This is a genomic window from Rubellimicrobium rubrum (genome assembly GCF_006152115.1).
GTDB lineage: Bacteria > Pseudomonadota > Alphaproteobacteria > Rhodobacterales > Rhodobacteraceae > Rubellimicrobium > Rubellimicrobium rubrum.
In genome coordinates, this window is the sequence record NZ_VDFU01000010.1 from 55,405 (window position 1) to 71,730 (window position 16,326).

A 16,326-nucleotide genomic window follows, 5' to 3' on the forward strand; every position below is an offset into this window, starting at 1 on the left:
CAGTGCCATCTCGACAGCGGAGGACCCACCGGCCGTGCCGGGTTCGGTGATCTCGCGAGGGGCACCCGAGTGAGCGGAGCAGACGCAATATGCATTCTCGCGAATGCGGTTTGCGGCCTCAACTTGCAGTTGCGGCTTGCGCGTGTTGGGGCGGACCCGCCAAGATGCCCGCATGGCCATCGCCTTCGCCCGCGCCCGCTACCTGTCCCGCTCCTCGGGCGGGTGCGCCGTGCGGTCCGCCTGTTACAACGCGCGGGAGGCGATCACCGACCTGCGCACGGGCGAGCGCTACTCCTTCGCGCATCGCGAGGCGCCCGAGCACCACACGGTGCTGCTGCCCGAGGGTGCGGAGGACCGCCTGGCCGCAAGTCAGGTGCTCTGGAACCTGGCCGAGGCGGCGGAGCGGCGCAGCGACGCCCAGGTGGCCCGCGAGATCGTGCTGGCGCTGCCGGCGGATAGGGGGCTCACCCACGACGACCGGGTGGCACTCGCGGAGAGCTTCGCGCGGGAGCACTTCGTGGCCCGGGGACTGGCGGTGCAGCTCGACGTGCACGCCCCGCACGCCGGAGGGGGCCGCGGCGACGAGGGCGGGGCTGTCGACTCTGACGGGACGGGAGACGCCGAGAGCGAGCGGGCGAACCACCACGCGCATCTCCTGATCACCACGCGGCGGGTGGAGGGGGACCGGCTCTCCGCCCGCAAGGCGCGCGACCTCGACCCGGTGGTGCGCACCCTCGGCGGGCGCGCGGCGGTGACCGACGGCGCGCGCTGGGGGGAGCTCTGGCGGGCGCACCAGGACGCCTTCTTCGCCGCGCACGGGCTGGAGCTCCGGGTGGACGCGACAGCCGTGGTGCCGGGTCGGCACGTGGGGCCGGTGCGTATGCGCGTGCCGGGCTCGGAGGCGGTGGCGCGGGCCGAAGAGGTGGCCCGGGCGAACGCGGCAGCAGTGCGGGACCCTGAGACGGTGCTGCAGGCGCTGACGCGAGGCAACGCGAGCTTCACGGAACGCGAGCTCGACCGCTTCCTCGCCAAGCATATCCACGACGAGGGCGAGCACCTCACTGTCAAAGCGCGGGTGCTGGGGCACGCTGACGTGCTGGCGCTGCACGACCCGGAGACCGGGGCGTCCGTCGGGCGGTACACGACGCAAGCGGTCCGCGCGCAGGAGCGGGCGGCGCTGGCGGACGCGGCTGCGGTGGCCGCGGGCCGGCATGGTGGGTTAAGCAAGGCGGCGCAAGGGACCGGTCTCGAGGGCCGGACGCTGCGGGCAGACCAGCGGGCGGCGTTCGACCACGCGGTGGGGCCGGGGGGTCTCATTCTTCTCGAGGGCCGGGCGGGGACCGGCAAGAGCTACACGCTGGGAGCGGTGCGCGCCGCACATGAGGCCGCGGGCTACGAGGTCATCGGGCTCGCGCCCACGAACGCCGTGGCGCAGGACCTCGCGGCGGACGGGTTCGGTCCAAGGGCAGGCTCAGGGGCGGGCCAAGGAGCGGGGCAGGGGGGCCGGCCGGGCCGGGCCGCGACGGTGCACTCCGAGCTGTTCCGGCTCAAGAACGGGCGTGTCACCTGGGGTGCGCGGACGCTCGTGGTGGTCGACGAGGCGGCGATGTGCGATGCGCGCGTCACCGGCGAGCTCCTGGCGGAAGCGCGGCGCAGCGGGGCGAAGGTGCTCCTGGCCGGCGACGACCGGCAGCTGGCCTCCATCGAGCGGGGCGGGCTCTTCCCCGAGCTCAAGGCCGCGCACGGCTCGGCCGAGATCCGCCAAGTGACGCGGCAGAAAGTCGACTGGCAGCGGCAGGCGGCGCAGGACCTCGCGGAGGGGCGCACGCTGGCGGCCGTCGCGGCCTTCGCGCGAGAGGGCGCCCTGCACTGGTCGGAAGACCAGGGGGCGGCGCGGGCGGCGCTGGTGGCGCGCTGGACGGCGGACACGGTGTCCGACCCGCACGCCACGCGCTTCGTGTTCGCCTACACCAACAAGGAGGTCGACGCGCTCAACGCCGAGCTCAGGGCCGTCCGCAAGGCCCGGGGCGAGCTCGGCGAAGACGTGCGGTTTGACACCAAGCATGGGGCGGCCTCCTTCGCCGTGGGCGACCGCGTGCAGGTGACCGAGACGCTGCGGAGCGCGCGGCTCTGGAACGGCAACGCCGGGGTGATCACCGGGATCGATGCGCGCACGGGGCGGATCACCGCGCGGCTCGACGGGCCGGGCGGGCGCGAGGTGAGCTGGCGGGCGGGGGAGTTCACTGGCTTCCGGCACGGCTACGCCGGCACCATCTACAAGGGCCAGGGCAAGACCATCGATCACACGTACCTGCTGCACTCGGCGCACTGGCGGCAGGCGTCGTCCTACGTGGCGTTGACGCGCCAGCGGGAGAGTGCGGCGATCTTCGCAGCCCGGGAGACGGCCATGGGCCTCGCGCAGTTGGCGCGTCAGATGAGCCGGCCGGAGGTGCGGGCCGCCTCGGTCGCCTGGGCCACGCGCGACGAGCTGCCCCCGGCGCTGCGGCCGGAGGTAGGGCAGGGGATGGGGCCGGCCGGGCGGGCCGCGCAGGGGACCCCCGCCGAGACGGCCGGGCGGGACGAGCGCGCGGTCGCGGAACGGCGTGGCGGGGATCTCTCCCCCCAAGCGGGCGAGGTTCCCAAGTCGCGGCCGCAGGACGAGCCGTCCCCCGCGCCGCGCTGGCTGATCCCGCCGCGGGCCGGCACAGAGCCCGCCCAGCCCGCAGAGCGAGCCGCGACCATGGCGGCGGTGGCCGCGGACCCGGTGGTGCGGCGGGAGCGGGAGGCGCTGGGGCAGTACCTCGTGGGCGCCTACCGCAACCCCAAGGCGGCCGAGGCGCGGCTTGGCGAGTTGGTGGCCACTCACGGGGCGACCTCGGCCGCGCGGCGGATTGAGGCGGACCCGGAGCAGCTCGGGGCGCTTGCGGGTCGTGCGGGACTCCTGGCCGGGCGGGCGGCGCGTCTGGTGCGGGCGCAGGCGGAGCGCGTGGCGCAAGCCGTGGGGCCAGCCGTGCGGCGGATCGGGGAGGCGGAGGCCGCAGCGGCACAGGGCGCCTTGGCCGCGATGGAGGCCCGGCGGACGGCGGAGGCCATTGGCGTGCCGGTGATGTCGGCGCGAGCGGAGGAGACCCTGCGGGTGCTCGGCGCAGCGGAGGCGCCGGCGGAGCGCGCGAAGGCCTGGGCGGCGCTGCAGGCCGATGATCGGGTTGCCGCCGAGGTGGCGAGCTTCGTGCGATCCGTGAAGGACCGCTTTGGGGCGGAGGCGGTGCGGCGGATGGACCGGCTCGGCCCTGGGGCGGCGGAGGCTCTCGGCGGGAACGATCCGGAGGTCTCGCGCGCGGTGCTGGCCGAGATAGGATCAGTGGTGCAACTGGTGCGGCACGGCGAGCGGGCGGCTGCCGTGGAAGGGCAACGGCTGACCCAGGCCGAGCGCCTGCGGCAGGGGACGAGAATGAGGCCGTGAGGCGGACCGGCGAGCGCGGTCGCCTCACGCGCCTGGACCGGCGGCACCAGCAGCTGGGGGAGGTCCTCGTGACGATCAGGGACTGGATGAGGCGGCAGCGGTTGCGGCGGCTCGAGCGGCGCGGCGACGTCGTCCTGCACTGGGCCGAGGAGGCGCAGGCGCTCCTGGACCTCGGGGGAGACCTGATCCCTGAGCGGGAGCTGTCGCGCGACCTCTACGGGCTCCTGGTCTACGCCTGGGCGGCCGGGGCGGATCGCCGCGCGATGTTCCACGCCCACGATGTGCTGGCCCAGGTCCGGGCGCGGGCCTGGCAGGGCTACGCCGACATGCCGGGGCTCCTCGAGGAGATCCGTACCCTTTGGCCACGCGGGGCCACCACCGAGCGCATGGTCGCGTTCTTCGACGAGCTGGCCCGGAAGCGCTCGACCTACCTGTTCCTGCCGGTGGTCTCCCGCATCGATCGCCACCAGGGCAGGGCGGGTCCGCTGCCACGGGGCGCGCTCTCCGTGGACGGGCTCGTCGAGCGACATGCCGATCGCCACTATGGACAGGTCATCCGGAACATGTTCGCAGCCGGGCCGGAGTTGGCCCGGGAGCAGGACGTCTTCATGCTAGCCACCCTGGCGGTGCTCTGGGACGAGGGCCCGTGGCGGGGCGACAGGGCCGCTCTGTTTGGCGTGGTGCAAGCCGGGCTCCGCCGGCTCCATGAGACGCCGGAGACCGTCCTGAGAGCGGTCCGGGCGGATCGCACTCCCGGCTCGCCGCACAAAGCCGTGGCCGCCGAGATCCTCGCGGCCGCCGAGGAGATCGTCGCCTGGGCGCCCTGGCTCTGGCTCGAGGCGCTGTTCGTCGTCGAGAACGCCTTAGCCGGGCCGCAATGGTTCGACACGGCCTTCGAGGTGACGGCCATCCCCACGGATACGCTGCTCTGAGAGGGTCAAGAGACCGGAGGTCTGTCTGGTTGCCAAGGATGGTTGGAGGCTGTGAGAGGGTCCAGGCGGTGCTGGACCGAGCCAAGCCCGTAACGCAGGAGCGGGAGAAACCCGGCCCCGAGCACGAGCGGGCTAGGGCCCGGCACCGGCAGAGGGATGACGGGTGGAGCTACGGACTGTGAGGCTGGAGCCGGCTTCTACCCTTCGATGGCGTGCCGCAGGTCGGTCACCGTCGCCATCATCGTCATGGGATCGAGAGGCGAGGGCTCGAAGCCTACGGCGAGATAGAAGGCGCGCGCAGCGTCCGAAAGCGCGTGCACCAGCACGCCGTGGATGCCGATCAACTTGCCGGCCTGTGCGACCCTGAGGAGCGCGTCACGCACCAGCGCCCGGCCGATGCCCCGACTCTGGAGGCTGCGGTCGATGGCCAAGCGCCCGAGCACCACCACGGGGATCGGGTCGGGCATATTGCGGCGGAAGCGGCCGGGGGCCTCGATCCCCTTCACCGCCCCCGAGGCCAAGGCGTAGTAGGCCACCACCCGCTCGCCCTCACAGAGCACGAAGGTGCGCGAGGCGCCCGAGGCCTGGTTGGCGCGGGCGCGCCGCTTGAGCCAGTCATCCAACGAGGGGACGCCCGAGTCGAAGTCGGAAAGCAGGTGATGGTCCGCCAGCGGCGCGGGCGCTGACAGCGTCACTCGGTGTCCCAGGGGGCAGGCGTCGTCATCGTGCGCCGCAGGCGGTCGCTCGGGCAGGGCGGGGCGTCGAGGCGGGCCAGGAACTCGCCATAGGCCTCTTCGCCCACGGCGAAGAGGGTGCGGTCAAGGAGCGCCTCCTCGGCGGCGCGGCGCGAGGCGTCGAGCACGAAGTCGGTGCGGGTCTTGCCCGTTAGCTCGGCCGCGCGGTCGATCAAACTGCGCAACTCGGGCTGGATGCGGATGTTCAAGGGCTCGCGGGCGGGATAGGTGGACATAATGACCTCCGGGTGCCCCTCAACGTGGTGTAACGCTGTTGTCGTTACAAGGTGAGTTAGGCTTTCGCGCCAGTCAAAACTTTTGCGCCGCTCGTTGCGTGTCTCTGTAGCGCAGCGCCTCGACCAGCAGCGCGAAGGCGGGCGTGGGCTGGCGGCGAGAGGGGTAGTAAAGGTGGTAGCCTGCAAAGGGCGGGCACCAGTCCTCCAGCACGCGCACGAGGCGGCCCTCCCGGAGGTCGTCCTCCACGTGCCCTTCCAGCACGAAAGCAAGGCCGAGGCCCGCCCGCGCTGCCTTGAGGTGCAGGGCCGGGCTGTTGAGCACGAACTGGCCTTCGACGCGCACCTTCAGCTCGCGGCCGTCCTTCTCGAACTCCCAGGCGTAGAGGCCGCCCGCCGTGGGCAGGCGCACGGTGATGCAGGCATGTCCGGTGAGGTCCTGGGGCACCTGCGGGACCGGGTGGCAGGCGAAGTAGGCAGGGCTGCCTACGGCGGCCATGCGGAGGTCTGGGCCGATGCGGACCGCCACCATGTCGCGCTCGACCTGCTCGCCCAGGCGGATGCCGGCGTCGAAGCGGTCGGCCACGATGTTGGTCAGGGCCTGATCGACGGCGATCTCCACGCGCACGTCGGGATACTCCGGCGCGAGCCGCTCCAGCACAGGCCAGAGCACGGCCTCGGCCGCGTGCTCGCTCGTGGTGATGCGGATAGTGCCGGCGGGCTTGTCGCGCAGTTCGGTCAGGGTGGCGAGCTTGCCGTCGATCTCCGTCAGGGCTGGGCGCAGGGTCTCCAGCAGGCTTTCCCCGGCCGCCGTGGGCGCCACGCTGCGCGTCGTGCGGGTCAGGAGCCGCACGCCCAGCCGCTCCTCCAGCCGGCGCACGGTGAAGCTCAGCGTCGCCTGCGAGGTGCCGAGCTTTGCTGCGGCGCGGGTAAAGCTCCGCTCCTCCGCCACGGCCAGGAACACGGTCAGGTCCGCCAGGTCCTCACGCCGCATTTATAAATCTCCGATATAGGCTCATGCGGATCATAGCGGCTAATCGGGGAAGGGGGCAGGCGCTAGATGAGACCTCGCAACGGAGAAAGGCCGCTCATCGGCCGTCCCGACCAGCGGAGGCCCACCATGAGCGCGAACATCGAAGGCAAGGTCGTCGTCATCACCGGCGCGAGCAGCGGCTTGGGCGAGGCCACGGCCCGGCACCTCTCCGAGCAGGGCGCCACCGTCGTGCTGGGCGCCCGGCGGGTAGAGCGCATCGAGGCGCTCGCCCAGGAGATCCAAAGCCAAGGCGGCAAGGCGCTGGCCGTGGCCACGGACGTGACGAAGGCCGAGGAGGTGCAGCGGCTGGTGGACGAGGCCGTCGAGGCCTTTGGGCGTGTGGACGTCCTTCTCAACAACGCAGGCCTGATGCCCCACTCGCCCCTGGAGCGGCGCAAGATCGAGGACTGGGACCGCACCATCGACGTGAACCTCAAGGGCGTGCTTTACGGGATCGCGGCCGTGCTGCCCCACATGCAGCGGCAGAAGGCCGGGCACATCATCAATGTCTCCTCCGTGGCCGGCCACAAGGTGGGCCCGGGCGGCGCGGTCTACTCCGCCACCAAGACGGCCGTGCGCGTCCTCTCGGAAGGGCTGCGGCAGGAGGTGAAGCCCCACAACATCCGCATCACGATCATCTCGCCCGGGGCGGTCGCGACCGAGCTGCCCCAGAGCGCCACCGAGGCGGACGTCGCGGAGGGACTCCAGCAGTTCTACGACGAGTTCGCGATCCCGGCCGACTCCTTCGCGCGTTGCGTGGCCTTTGCCATGAGCCAGCCCGAGGACGTGGACATCAACGAGATCCTGTTCCGGCCCACGCGGCAGGCGCTCTGACCCCCCGCATGGGTCGCCCACGACGACCCATCCCCGTCTCCAGCTTCGCGCCCTCGTCGGCGCCGACCAAGGGAGCACGACCAATGCACACCCGCGAACTCGGCCGCTCCGGCCTTCATGTCTCCACCCTGGGCTTGGGCTGCATGGGCCTGAGCTATGGCTATGGGCCGGCCACCGACCGCGAGGCGGCCATCGACCTGATCCGCGCCGCCGTCGAGCGGGGCGTCACCTTCTTCGACACCGCCGAGGCTTACGGGCAGGGCGCGAACGAGGACCTCCTGGGCGAGGCTCTGGCGCCCTTCAAGGGCCGGGTGGTGATCGCCACCAAGTTCGGCTTCCGAGAGGGCGACCCGAGCCTCGGCCTGGACAGCGATCCTGCGCGCATCCGCCGAGTCGCCGAACGGTCGCTCAAGCTCCTGCGGGTCGAGCGCCTCGACCTCTTCTACCAGCACCGGGTCGATCCGACCGTGCCCATCGAGGAGGTGGCCGGGACGGTGCGGGACCTCATCGCCGAGGGCAAGGTCGCCCACTGGGGCCTCTCCGAGGCCGGCGTGCAGACCATCCGCCGCGCCCACGCCGTCCAGCCCGTGACGGCGCTTCAGAGCGAGTATTCGCTCTGGTGGCGCGAGCCCGAGGCGGAGATCCTGCCCACGCTCGGGGAGCTGGGCATCAGCTTCGTGCCCTTCAGCCCGCTCGGGAAGGGATTCCTGACCGGGACCATCGACGCCACCACGACCTTCGATGCGAAGGACTTCCGCAACACCGTGCCGCGCTTCGCGCCCGAGGCGCGCGACGCCAATCAGGCGCTCGTGGACCGGGTGGGCGAGATTGCCGCTGCCAAGGGAGTCACGCCCGCGCAGATCGCGCTCGCGTGGCTCCTGGCCCAAGCGCCTTCGATCGTGCCGATCCCGGGTACCACCAAGCTCCACCGGCTGGAGGAGAACCTGGGCGGGGCGGAGGTCGAGCTGACCGACGCCGACCTGCGCGGGATCGGCGAGGCGCTGGCCGCCATCCCCATCCAAGGCGAGCGCTACTCGGGCCGGTCGGCGCAGATGGTTAACCGCTGAGAAGCCGGCCGCTCACGGCGCGGCCCCAGGGCCAAGCTCTCCCGCCATCCCCAACATACGAACGAAGGACACCCGCCATGCAAGGTCCGACCCTTACCCTCAACAACGGCGTCACCATGCCCGCCCTGGGCCTGGGCGTTTTCCAGACCCCACCCGCCGAGACCACCGCCTCCGTGGAGGAGGCGCTGCGCCGGGGCTACCGCCTGATCGACACGGCCGCCGCCTACGGCAACGAGCGCGAGGTGGGCGAAGGCCTGCGCCGCTCTGGCCTTGCCCGTGATGAGATGTTCATCGAGACCAAGGTCTGGATCAGCGACTACGGCTACGACGAGACCCTCCATGCCTTTGAGAAGAGCGTGGGCAAGCTCGGCGTCGACCACCTCGACCTCCTGCTCCTGCACCAGCCGCTGCCCTCGGCCTTCGAGCGCACGCTGGACGCCTACCGGGCGTTGGAGCGGCTCCTTGCCGACGGCAAGGTCCGCGCCATCGGCGTGAGCAACTTCATGCCCGAGCATCTGGACCGCCTCCTGGCCGTGGCGTCCGTGGTGCCGGCGGTGAACCAGATCGAGGTCCATCCCTACTTCCAGCAGACCGCGCTTCAGCGCGAGCACGCCCGGCACGGCATCCTCACCCAGGCCTGGTCGCCCATCGGCGGGATCACCTTCTACCGGGGTGGCGAGAAAGGCACCCTGGAGAACCCCACGATCCTCGGGATCGCAGAGGCGCATGGGCGTTCGGCCGCCCAGGTGATGCTGCGCTGGCATCTCCAGGCGGGCCGCTCCGCCATCCCGAAGTCCACCAAGCCTGCCCGCATCGCCGAGAACTTCGATGTCCTCGACTTCGATCTCATCCCCGAGGAGGTCGCCGCCCTCGACGCGCTCGACACCGGCCGGCGCGGCGGGCCGGAGCCTGACAGCATCACGTTGGAGGCCTACGGCCGGCCCATCCCCGAGGCATGAGGCGGCAACCTGTCCCCCTCCCATCCCACCGTCGTACCCCTTTGAGAGGACCATCGACCATGGCCATTGAGAACGGACCCCACATCGGACGGCGCGGCCTTCTGGCCGCAGCCGGAGGCCTCGCGCTTGCGCCGCTGCTCGTCGGCGGCGCGGCCTCGCCGGCTGCCGCTCAAGCCGCAGGCGCGGACGGGACGGCTGCGGCCTCGCAGATCGGCAACCGCCGCCGGCTGGGGACGCTGGAGGTCTCCAGCGTGGGTCTCGGCGTGCAGAACATGCACCGGACCTACCAGACCACGATCCCCCACCGGCCCGAGATGCACCGCATCATCCAGGCGGCCTTCGAGCACGGCGTCACCTTCTTCGACTGCGCCGAGGCCTACGGCCCCCACGAGGACGAGCGCATCCTGGGCGAGGCCATCGAGTCCTTCCGCGACGAGGTGGTCATCACCTCGAAGTTCGGCTGGAACATCGACCTGGAGACTGGCGAGCGTAGGCCAGGGCTTAACAGCCGGCCCGAGCACATCAAGCAGGCGGTCGAAGGCTCGCTTCAGCGGCTCAGGACCGACCGCATCGACCTCCTCTATCAGCACCGCGTCGATCCAGCCGTGCCCATCGAGGACGTGGCCGGCGCGGTTCAGGACCTGATGAACGAAGGCAAGGTCCTGCATTGGGGTCTGTCCGAGATGGGGCTGGACACGCTGCGCCGCGCCCATGCCGCGCTGCCCGTCACCGCTGTCCAGAACGAGTACTCCATGCTCTGGCGCGGACCTGAGGCGGAGGTCATCCCGACCTGCGAGGAACTGGGCATCGGTTTCGTGCCCTGGAGCCCGCTCGGCGTGGGGTTCCTGACCGGCGCCATCGACGAGCAGACCCGCTTCGCCGAGGGCGACATCCGGGGCGTCGAGACCCGCTTCGCGCCCGAGAGCCTGCCGCACAACCTTCAGCTCGTGGAGGTGGCGCGGACTTGGGCCGAGCGGAAGGAGGCCACCCCCACGCAGATCGCGCTCGCGTGGCTCATGGCGCAGAAGCCTTGGATCGTGCCGATCCCCGGCACGACGCAGATGGCGCACCTGCTCGACAACATCGGCGCGGACGCCGTCACTTTCACGCCCGACGAGCTGGCGGAGCTGGACCAGGCGGTGAGGGCCATTGAGGTCCAGGGGCAGCGCCTGCCCGACCACGTGCTGGCCTTCTCGGGTGTCGAGGCGCCCCCGAAAAGCTGAGCGGCGCGGGAGCTCCTGTTGCGGCGCGGACCGCCGGGTCCGCGCCCTGGCGCCTTATGAAACAGACGAGTCAGCTACCGACCCCATGAGTAGAGGAGCACTCGCATGACGCGATCGACTTCAAATCCTGCCAGCCGACTCATCACGCAAGGTGGCTACGAGGCCGACAGGGTCATGGCGCTGTCCGATGCTCTTTCGCGTCGGGCCGTGCTAGCCGCCCCCGCTGTGCTGGCGCTGACGGCGGGACCGGCAGCCCACGCGGAGACGGCCCACGCCTCGCTTGGCGGCTCGACGACGCTGGTCGCTTATTTCACCCGTTCTGGGAACACGCGCGTGATTGCGGGGACGATCCACCGTGCGCTCGGCACGGACCTGTTCGAGATCCGGCCGGCGCAGTCCTACCCGGAGGACTACGAGGCAACCGTCGAGCAGGCGCGAGGGGAACGCGACCGCGGCGACGAGCCGTCCTTGGCCGAGCGAGTCCCGAATGTGGGAAGCTACGAAACGGTGTTCCTCGGCTTCCCGATCTGGGGCGAGACCGCCCCGCCGGTGATCCGGTCGTTTCTAAGCGCCCACGACCTGCAAGGCACGACGCTGCGGCCCTTCATCACCCATGGCGGCTATGGCCTTGGCAACAGCCTGTCCGTTCTCGCAAGCCACGCGCCTGGCGCGCGCATCGAGCCGCCGTTCGTGATGGAAGCCGACCAGGAGCGCAGGACGCTCAACCAGGTTCGAGGTTGGCTTGGCGAGATTGAGCGCCCATGAATGGGTGGAAAAGAAGCCGGCTGCCCACCGATTAATGCGGTAGCAAGAGAGACGCATGTCAGGCGACGGCCTCGGATGGCTGAGAGCGGATCAGCGCGCTAATCGTGACTTTCGCGAAGAGCGCCTGCCTGAGCCGTGTCAGGGGTTTGGCCTTCTCGTAAGTCATGCGCGAAAACATCGCCCGCGCCCTGCGACGGCGTCTGTCCTTGTGAACTCTTCCGCGTGGCGCGTCCTAGTTCGGCTTGGGATCCTTCGGCTTGAGGCCGGAGGGGATGACCCCCGCGTCCTCCAGCCGGCGGATGCGCGCCATCGTATCGGCCATCCGCGTCCCGTGGTTCACGTTGGCTCGCACCCCCGCGCCGACTCCCGCCGCCAGGGTTTCGGTGACGCCTCGGTTGCCCGCCCGGGCGCGCGCCTGCGAGCCCTGTGTATTGAGGAGCCCGGCCGCGGCGTAGCGCGCCTGCGAGGCGCCTCCGCTGAGCGCGCCAGCCCCGGCGTTGAGCGCGTCCCCGCCCAGCACCGAGCTGATTGCCGGCATGACGAAGTTGCCCGAGAGCGTTCGCACGAGGAAGGGGATCACACCGATCATGCCCACAACAAGGAACATCATAGCGAAGAAGGGCATGAGGGCACCCAAGGTCGCGTCCTCGGCCGGGTCGCCCAGGGTCATAGCCATTTCCTCAGCCATGCCGATGACCGTCGCCATAACCCCGGCGATGACGAGGGGGTACATGGCGAAGCCCACGAAGAGCGACAGCCAGCGGTGGAAGTAGTCCTTGGTCGCCTCGAAGAGCGTCGTGGCAATCATCACAGGGGCAATGCCGATGAGAAGGGTGAGCATGATCTTGGCGAAGATGAGCACCGCGCCTGCGAGTGCGCCCAAGAGGCCCATCATCGCCATGCCGAAGGTCGTGGCGACGGCCCCACCCATCCAGCCCATGTTCTCGGTCACGGCATTCAGGTACTCGGCGAAGTCGAACATGACTTCATCGAACGCTCTTGCGAACCCTCCAAATGGGATCGAGCCCCCCACGGCCTCCACGATGCCGGCGCCGAGATCGTCGAGCCCGTCGATGATGGCCGAAGCCACCACGTTGAACTGCACCCAGTTCAGGGCGAAGGCGCTGATGAGCAGGAGGCGCACGACGAGCCCAACGGCGGTGCTGCCGTCCATGGGACGCATCTGGAGGGCGAGGTTGGTAAATACCAAGACGATCAGGAGCGTCGAGGCTACCATTAAGATACCGCCCAGGGACCCCGCCACGGCGGCGAAGCTCGACTCGGCCGCCCCGTCGAGAAAGCCCCCGATGGTGTCCACCATCCACGAAACGGGTCCCATAGCGTTCTCCTACCAGTTGCCTTGAGCTTGGCAGATGCGCCGTGCGTCATCGTGAAGGCCGCTAGAAAGAAGCTGGAACTCGTGCCTGACCTCCCTCAGCGCTCTATTGGTCATCGCAGCATACTTCTCCTGATATTCGGCTTCGGCTGCGTCCCAGGGCGGTGCCTTGACGGCGCAGGAGCAATCGCCCGTAGCCACGATCTGTTCGTAGCTGCGCGTCTGATAAATCTCTGAAATCACCAAGCCTCGTATCGAGTCCCAGCCTTTCAGCTCCTCGATCCAAGAAGGCCGAGGTTCGCGGTCGGGGCAGGTTCGGTACTCGCTCGCGGCGCGCGGTGCGCTCATGTCGGGCGGTGTGAAGTCGCTCAGGCCGGACGTCCCCCCCGCGTCCGGTGTCGGCTCCTGGGCGGCCGCCTCGTCCTCCGTCATCGGCGGCGCGGCCGGGGCGTCGATCTGGGGAACAACCAGCTCCTCCCCGGCCCCGGGGGGAACCGGCTCGTCGGAGGCGTCCTGCGCCAGACCCGCCGCCCCGAACCCTGCCAGGGCCACCGTCAAGGCGAGGCTGATCCGCGTCGTGGTCGTCGTCATCGTTCCCTCCTTCGCGGCGCTCAGGCCGCCTGGTCGTCCTCGGGGCGCACGCCCGGCAGGTAGAACTCGGTGGGCCCGCGCCGGTCCTCGTGCCGGCCCACTTGGAGCACCACGTCGATGGTGCCCTCGATGTAGGCGAGGATCTCGGCGTAGGTCATGGGGAGTTGCGCCTTGGAGGCGGCAATGGCCAGGCGCTTGACCGCAAGCTGGGGCGTCTCGGCGTGCAGTGTCGTCATCGAGCCGCCGTGGCCGGTGTTGATGGCCTCCAAGAAGCTCATGGCCTCGCCGCCCCGCACCTCGCCCAGGATGATGCGGTCTGGCCGCATGCGGAGGGTCGAGGTCAGGAGCCGGTCGGGGCTGCGCTCGCCTGCGTCCCGGTCGGCCAGGAGCGTGACCACGTTGGGCTGCCTGGGGTGCAGCTCGGCTGCGTCCTCGATGGTGACGATGCGCTCCGTGGCCGAGACGTGGTCGAGCAGCTTGCGGAGCACCACCGTCTTGCCGGTGTTGGTGCCGCCCGAGACCACCAGGTTGAGCCTGTGCTGGACGCAGAAGGCCAGCGCCGCCTCCAGATCACCCGAGGTCACCACCTCGCGCAGCCGGGCGTTGCGCTCGCGGCGGCGCGCCTCCAAGCTTTGCGGCTGGTCATAGAGCCACTCGAGCTTGATGGCGTCGAGTGGCACGGAGGAGAAGAAGCGCAGCGAGATCGCGGGCGCGGCCCCCTCGACCGCCGGTGCCGTCACCACCTGCGCGCGGATGGGTCGTCCGTTGTAGAGGATCGACACGCTGATAATGGGCTTCTTGTCGGAGAGCTGCGCGCGCGCCGCCGAGGCGATGCGGCTGGCGAAGTCTCTCACCTCCTGCGGTCCCAACGTGACCTCCAAGGGGTGCATGAAGTGGTCGCCCTGGAACTCGCCCCACACCCGGCCGTCCGGGTTGATCGCGATCTCGATCACATCCTGCCGGCGCACGGCGGGGCCCAGCCGCTGCAGGGAGGCCGAGAGGTAGGAGTCCGCGACGGGGTCGGCGGGGGAGGGGACGAGGGTCGGGCCGGCCGTCATCCCAGAAGCTCCAGGTCGCGGTCGACCAGGACGGTGATGCGGGCGCCCTGGTCGACGTAGATCGTGGGCGCCACGGACAGGTACTCGTCAAGGACGGAGCGGCTGGCATCCTCCACGTCCCCGCCGAGCTCCTCGGCGAGCTCAGCCGCCAGTGGGTCATCCACGGAGGCCGCCGCCGCCGAGGGTAGAGCAGCAATCAGCGACACCAGCGCCGCCGAGCCGAAGCGGGTGCCCAGGCGGCGATCGATCCTCCCATCCGTCCCCGAGCGGCCCAGCTCGTCCGCGCCATAGGCCGCGATGGTCACCGACTGGCCGTCTGGGGTGATGATGCGGTCCCAGGCCACCATGAGGCGGCGCTGCGTGGCTTCGACCTGGCTGTTGTAGCGGCCGATGAGCTTGGAGCCGCGCGGGATCAGCACGCGGGTGCCGTCGTAGCTGTGCACGTCCTCGGAGACGACCGCACGGATGGTGCCCGGCAGGTCGGAGGCGATGGCGGTCTCCAGGACCGCTTGGATGACGGTGCCCTGGATGACGGTGCGGGACGGGTTGGCGATCACAACAGCCTGCTCCACATCGGCAGCCCTGGCGCCTGAGCGCAGGAAGTCCTCGTTCGGCCCGAGCCCGGAGGTGCCGCCTGCGCTCCCGTCGTTCGGGGCGGAGGCCGATCCGCCGAAGGCCACGATGGGGGAGCTGATCCGCGCCTGCCGCAGCTCCTCGGCCTGGGCGCGACGCTCCTCCAAGGCGGCGAGCCGATCGGCCTCCCCGTCCGCCAGAGGCGGCGCTTCGAGGCCGCCTTGCGGCAGCTCCGGCACTCCTTGGCCGAACTGCGCGGCCTGCAGTCGGGCCTCCAGGCCCTCGGCGCGCAGCCGTTGCCGCTCGGCCTGCCGCTCGGCGTCCTCCAGCGCCTCCTGCATGTCCTCGGACTGCTCTGCGAGGTCCGTGATCCGGGCACTCAGGCTCTCGATCTGGTCGGCGCTCCCGTCCTCCTGCGGCTGCGCCGCCGCCTCGCGCATGGCCTCGAGCTCGGCCTGCAACTCGGCCAACGTTTGCATCATCGCCTGCTCGGACGCGGAGGGACCGGATGGCAGGTCGAGAGCCTTGGAGGGCTGGGCTGCGACCGGGACGGGTTGCGGGGTCGCGGCGGCGGTCGGCGGGGTCATGGTCTCGAACCCCTGGCCCGTGCCCTGCCAAGGCTCAGGCTCCGCCGTCGCCAGCGTGGCCTCCGGCTCGCCCGAGCCGTGAAGGGCATAAGCCAAAGCCACGGCCGCAAAGCCGATGACGGCCATCCCGCTCAAGGCCTTGCCTAGGAGCGCTGGAGGGCGCCCACCCTTGCCGCGCCGGCCGTCGCTTGGCTCGAGGCGGTCGTGGAGCGCCGTGAAGTCAGGATCGTCCGTCATGAGGCTCCCTCCGGCTCAAGGGCCTGCACGCAGACCACTTGGTCGCCCAGGCGCAGCACCCAGCGGGCGTTCACGCCGGAGACGCGCACGACCCCGTCCTGGCGCGTCGTGCTGTTGGCGGTGTGCTCGCCGCCCTCTGGCCCGACCCGCAGGACGGCCGGCAAGGGCGCGTTCGGGGCGAACTGGAAGTAGGTAAAGGTGCCGTCGTCCGAGACCGCTATGGGGGCGAACTCCGCCTCGCCGCTCACGCCGTAGCGGTAGGTGGGCGCCCGGGGCACGACCGCGTTCCTCGGCGGGGCGGATGCGCCGGGATAGGCGAAGCGCACGACGTAGTAGGTGGGCCCGCCTCCTTCCACGACGTTGAAGTAGTAGCTCCGCAGATTGGTGTAGACGTTGATGTTGGTGCTCACCCCCGAGGCCCTGGGCTTGACCGCGAAGGCCTGACCGCCCGGAATGCCGTCGAACTGGAAGCCTTCGGTGTCCCCCGCGACGATGGACTGGATGGTCTCGCCGGGGGCGAACTCCACGGTGGTCACGTTGAGGAGCGTGGTGTTGATCCGGTACACTTGCCCATCGACGTAAGCTGCCACGCGCACCCGCTCGTCATGGCTGCCGCGGCTTGGCGCCACCTCGGCCGAGGCGGCCCCGGCCAACGCCGCGATCAGGCCCAGGCTGAGTCCCAGAGGGCGTATCCGGCGCAT

The 16,326-nt window shown here is 70.6% G+C and carries 15 protein-coding genes; 7 read left to right on the forward strand and 8 right to left on the reverse strand.

The window, feature by feature from the left end:
- The first annotated feature begins 172 nt into the window (after window positions 1-172).
- Both FHG66_RS10630 and FHG66_RS10635 read left to right on the forward strand, forming a co-directional pair.
- Window positions 173-3,463, forward strand: a complete 3,291-nt coding sequence (locus tag FHG66_RS10630) for an AAA family ATPase (protein ID WP_176556198.1) — start codon at window positions 173-175, stop codon at window positions 3,461-3,463.
- Window positions 3,460-4,395, forward strand: coding sequence for a hypothetical protein (locus FHG66_RS10635; protein WP_139076736.1), 936 nt, complete (start codon window positions 3,460-3,462; stop codon window positions 4,393-4,395). The genes FHG66_RS10630 and FHG66_RS10635 overlap by 4 nt, the downstream gene beginning before the upstream one ends.
- Before the next feature lie 197 nt (window positions 4,396-4,592).
- Here FHG66_RS10635 and FHG66_RS10640 read toward each other — a convergent pair whose 3' ends face one another.
- From FHG66_RS10640 to FHG66_RS10650, 3 genes are all read right to left on the reverse strand, one after another.
- The gene (locus FHG66_RS10640) at window positions 4,593-5,090 is read right to left on the reverse strand and encodes a GNAT family N-acetyltransferase (RefSeq protein ID WP_139076737.1); all 498 of its coding nucleotides are present in this window, start codon (window positions 5,088-5,090) and stop codon (window positions 4,593-4,595) included.
- On the reverse strand, window positions 5,087-5,365 hold the full coding sequence (locus FHG66_RS10645; protein WP_139076738.1) for a type II toxin-antitoxin system TacA family antitoxin: 279 nt from the start codon (window positions 5,363-5,365) through the stop codon (window positions 5,087-5,089). The genes FHG66_RS10640 and FHG66_RS10645 overlap by 4 nt, the downstream gene beginning before the upstream one ends.
- Window positions 5,366-5,438: 73 nt before the next feature.
- A complete protein-coding gene (locus FHG66_RS10650) occupies window positions 5,439-6,356 on the reverse strand; it encodes a LysR family transcriptional regulator (RefSeq protein ID WP_139076739.1) in 918 nt (305 codons plus the stop codon).
- Window positions 6,357-6,482: 126 nt separating this feature from the next.
- Here FHG66_RS10650 and FHG66_RS10655 point away from each other — a divergent pair, with 126 nt between their 5' ends.
- From FHG66_RS10655 to FHG66_RS10675, 5 genes are all read left to right on the forward strand, one after another.
- Window positions 6,483-7,229 (forward strand): SDR family oxidoreductase, encoded by a 747-nt coding sequence (locus tag FHG66_RS10655; RefSeq protein WP_139076740.1) that lies wholly within the window; start codon window positions 6,483-6,485, stop codon window positions 7,227-7,229.
- 83 nt (window positions 7,230-7,312) lie between these two features.
- Window positions 7,313-8,296 carry an aldo/keto reductase gene (locus FHG66_RS10660; RefSeq protein ID WP_139076741.1) on the forward strand — a complete coding sequence of 328 codons (984 nt, stop codon included), beginning with the start codon at window positions 7,313-7,315 and terminating at the stop codon, window positions 8,294-8,296.
- A gap of 77 nt (window positions 8,297-8,373) precedes the next feature.
- Window positions 8,374-9,255 carry an aldo/keto reductase gene (locus FHG66_RS10665; RefSeq protein ID WP_139076742.1) on the forward strand — a complete coding sequence of 294 codons (882 nt, stop codon included), beginning with the start codon at window positions 8,374-8,376 and terminating at the stop codon, window positions 9,253-9,255.
- Between the two features lie 59 nt (window positions 9,256-9,314).
- Window positions 9,315-10,478 carry an aldo/keto reductase gene (locus tag FHG66_RS10670; RefSeq protein ID WP_139076743.1) on the forward strand — a complete coding sequence of 388 codons (1,164 nt, stop codon included), beginning with the start codon at window positions 9,315-9,317 and terminating at the stop codon, window positions 10,476-10,478.
- Between the two features lie 105 nt (window positions 10,479-10,583).
- Window positions 10,584-11,243 (forward strand): flavodoxin, encoded by a 660-nt coding sequence (locus FHG66_RS10675; protein ID WP_246082552.1) that lies wholly within the window; start codon window positions 10,584-10,586, stop codon window positions 11,241-11,243.
- Window positions 11,244-11,475: 232 nt separating this feature from the next.
- Here the strand turns inward: FHG66_RS10675 and FHG66_RS10680 are convergent, their stop codons facing one another.
- The 5 genes from FHG66_RS10680 to FHG66_RS10700 are packed head-to-tail and all read right to left on the reverse strand — an operon-like array spanning window position 11,476 to window position 16,326.
- The gene (locus tag FHG66_RS10680; protein WP_139076744.1) at window positions 11,476-12,582 is read right to left on the reverse strand and encodes a TrbL/VirB6 family protein; all 1,107 of its coding nucleotides are present in this window, start codon (window positions 12,580-12,582) and stop codon (window positions 11,476-11,478) included.
- 9 nt (window positions 12,583-12,591) lie between these two features.
- On the reverse strand, window positions 12,592-13,170 hold the full coding sequence (locus tag FHG66_RS10685; protein WP_139076745.1) for a hypothetical protein: 579 nt from the start codon (window positions 13,168-13,170) through the stop codon (window positions 12,592-12,594).
- A 20-nt stretch (window positions 13,171-13,190) separates the two neighbouring features.
- Complete coding sequence (locus FHG66_RS10690) at window positions 13,191-14,228, reverse strand: ATPase, T2SS/T4P/T4SS family (protein WP_139076746.1); 1,038 nt, start codon at window positions 14,226-14,228, stop codon at window positions 13,191-13,193.
- A complete protein-coding gene (locus tag FHG66_RS10695; RefSeq protein WP_139076747.1) occupies window positions 14,225-15,625 on the reverse strand; it encodes a TraB/TrbI/VirB10 family type IV secretion system protein in 1,401 nt (466 codons plus the stop codon). Before FHG66_RS10695 ends, FHG66_RS10690 begins: the two co-directional genes overlap by 4 nt.
- Window positions 15,622-16,326, reverse strand: coding sequence for a TrbG/VirB9 family P-type conjugative transfer protein (locus FHG66_RS10700; RefSeq protein WP_139076748.1), 705 nt, complete (start codon window positions 16,324-16,326; stop codon window positions 15,622-15,624). The genes FHG66_RS10695 and FHG66_RS10700 overlap by 4 nt, the downstream gene beginning before the upstream one ends.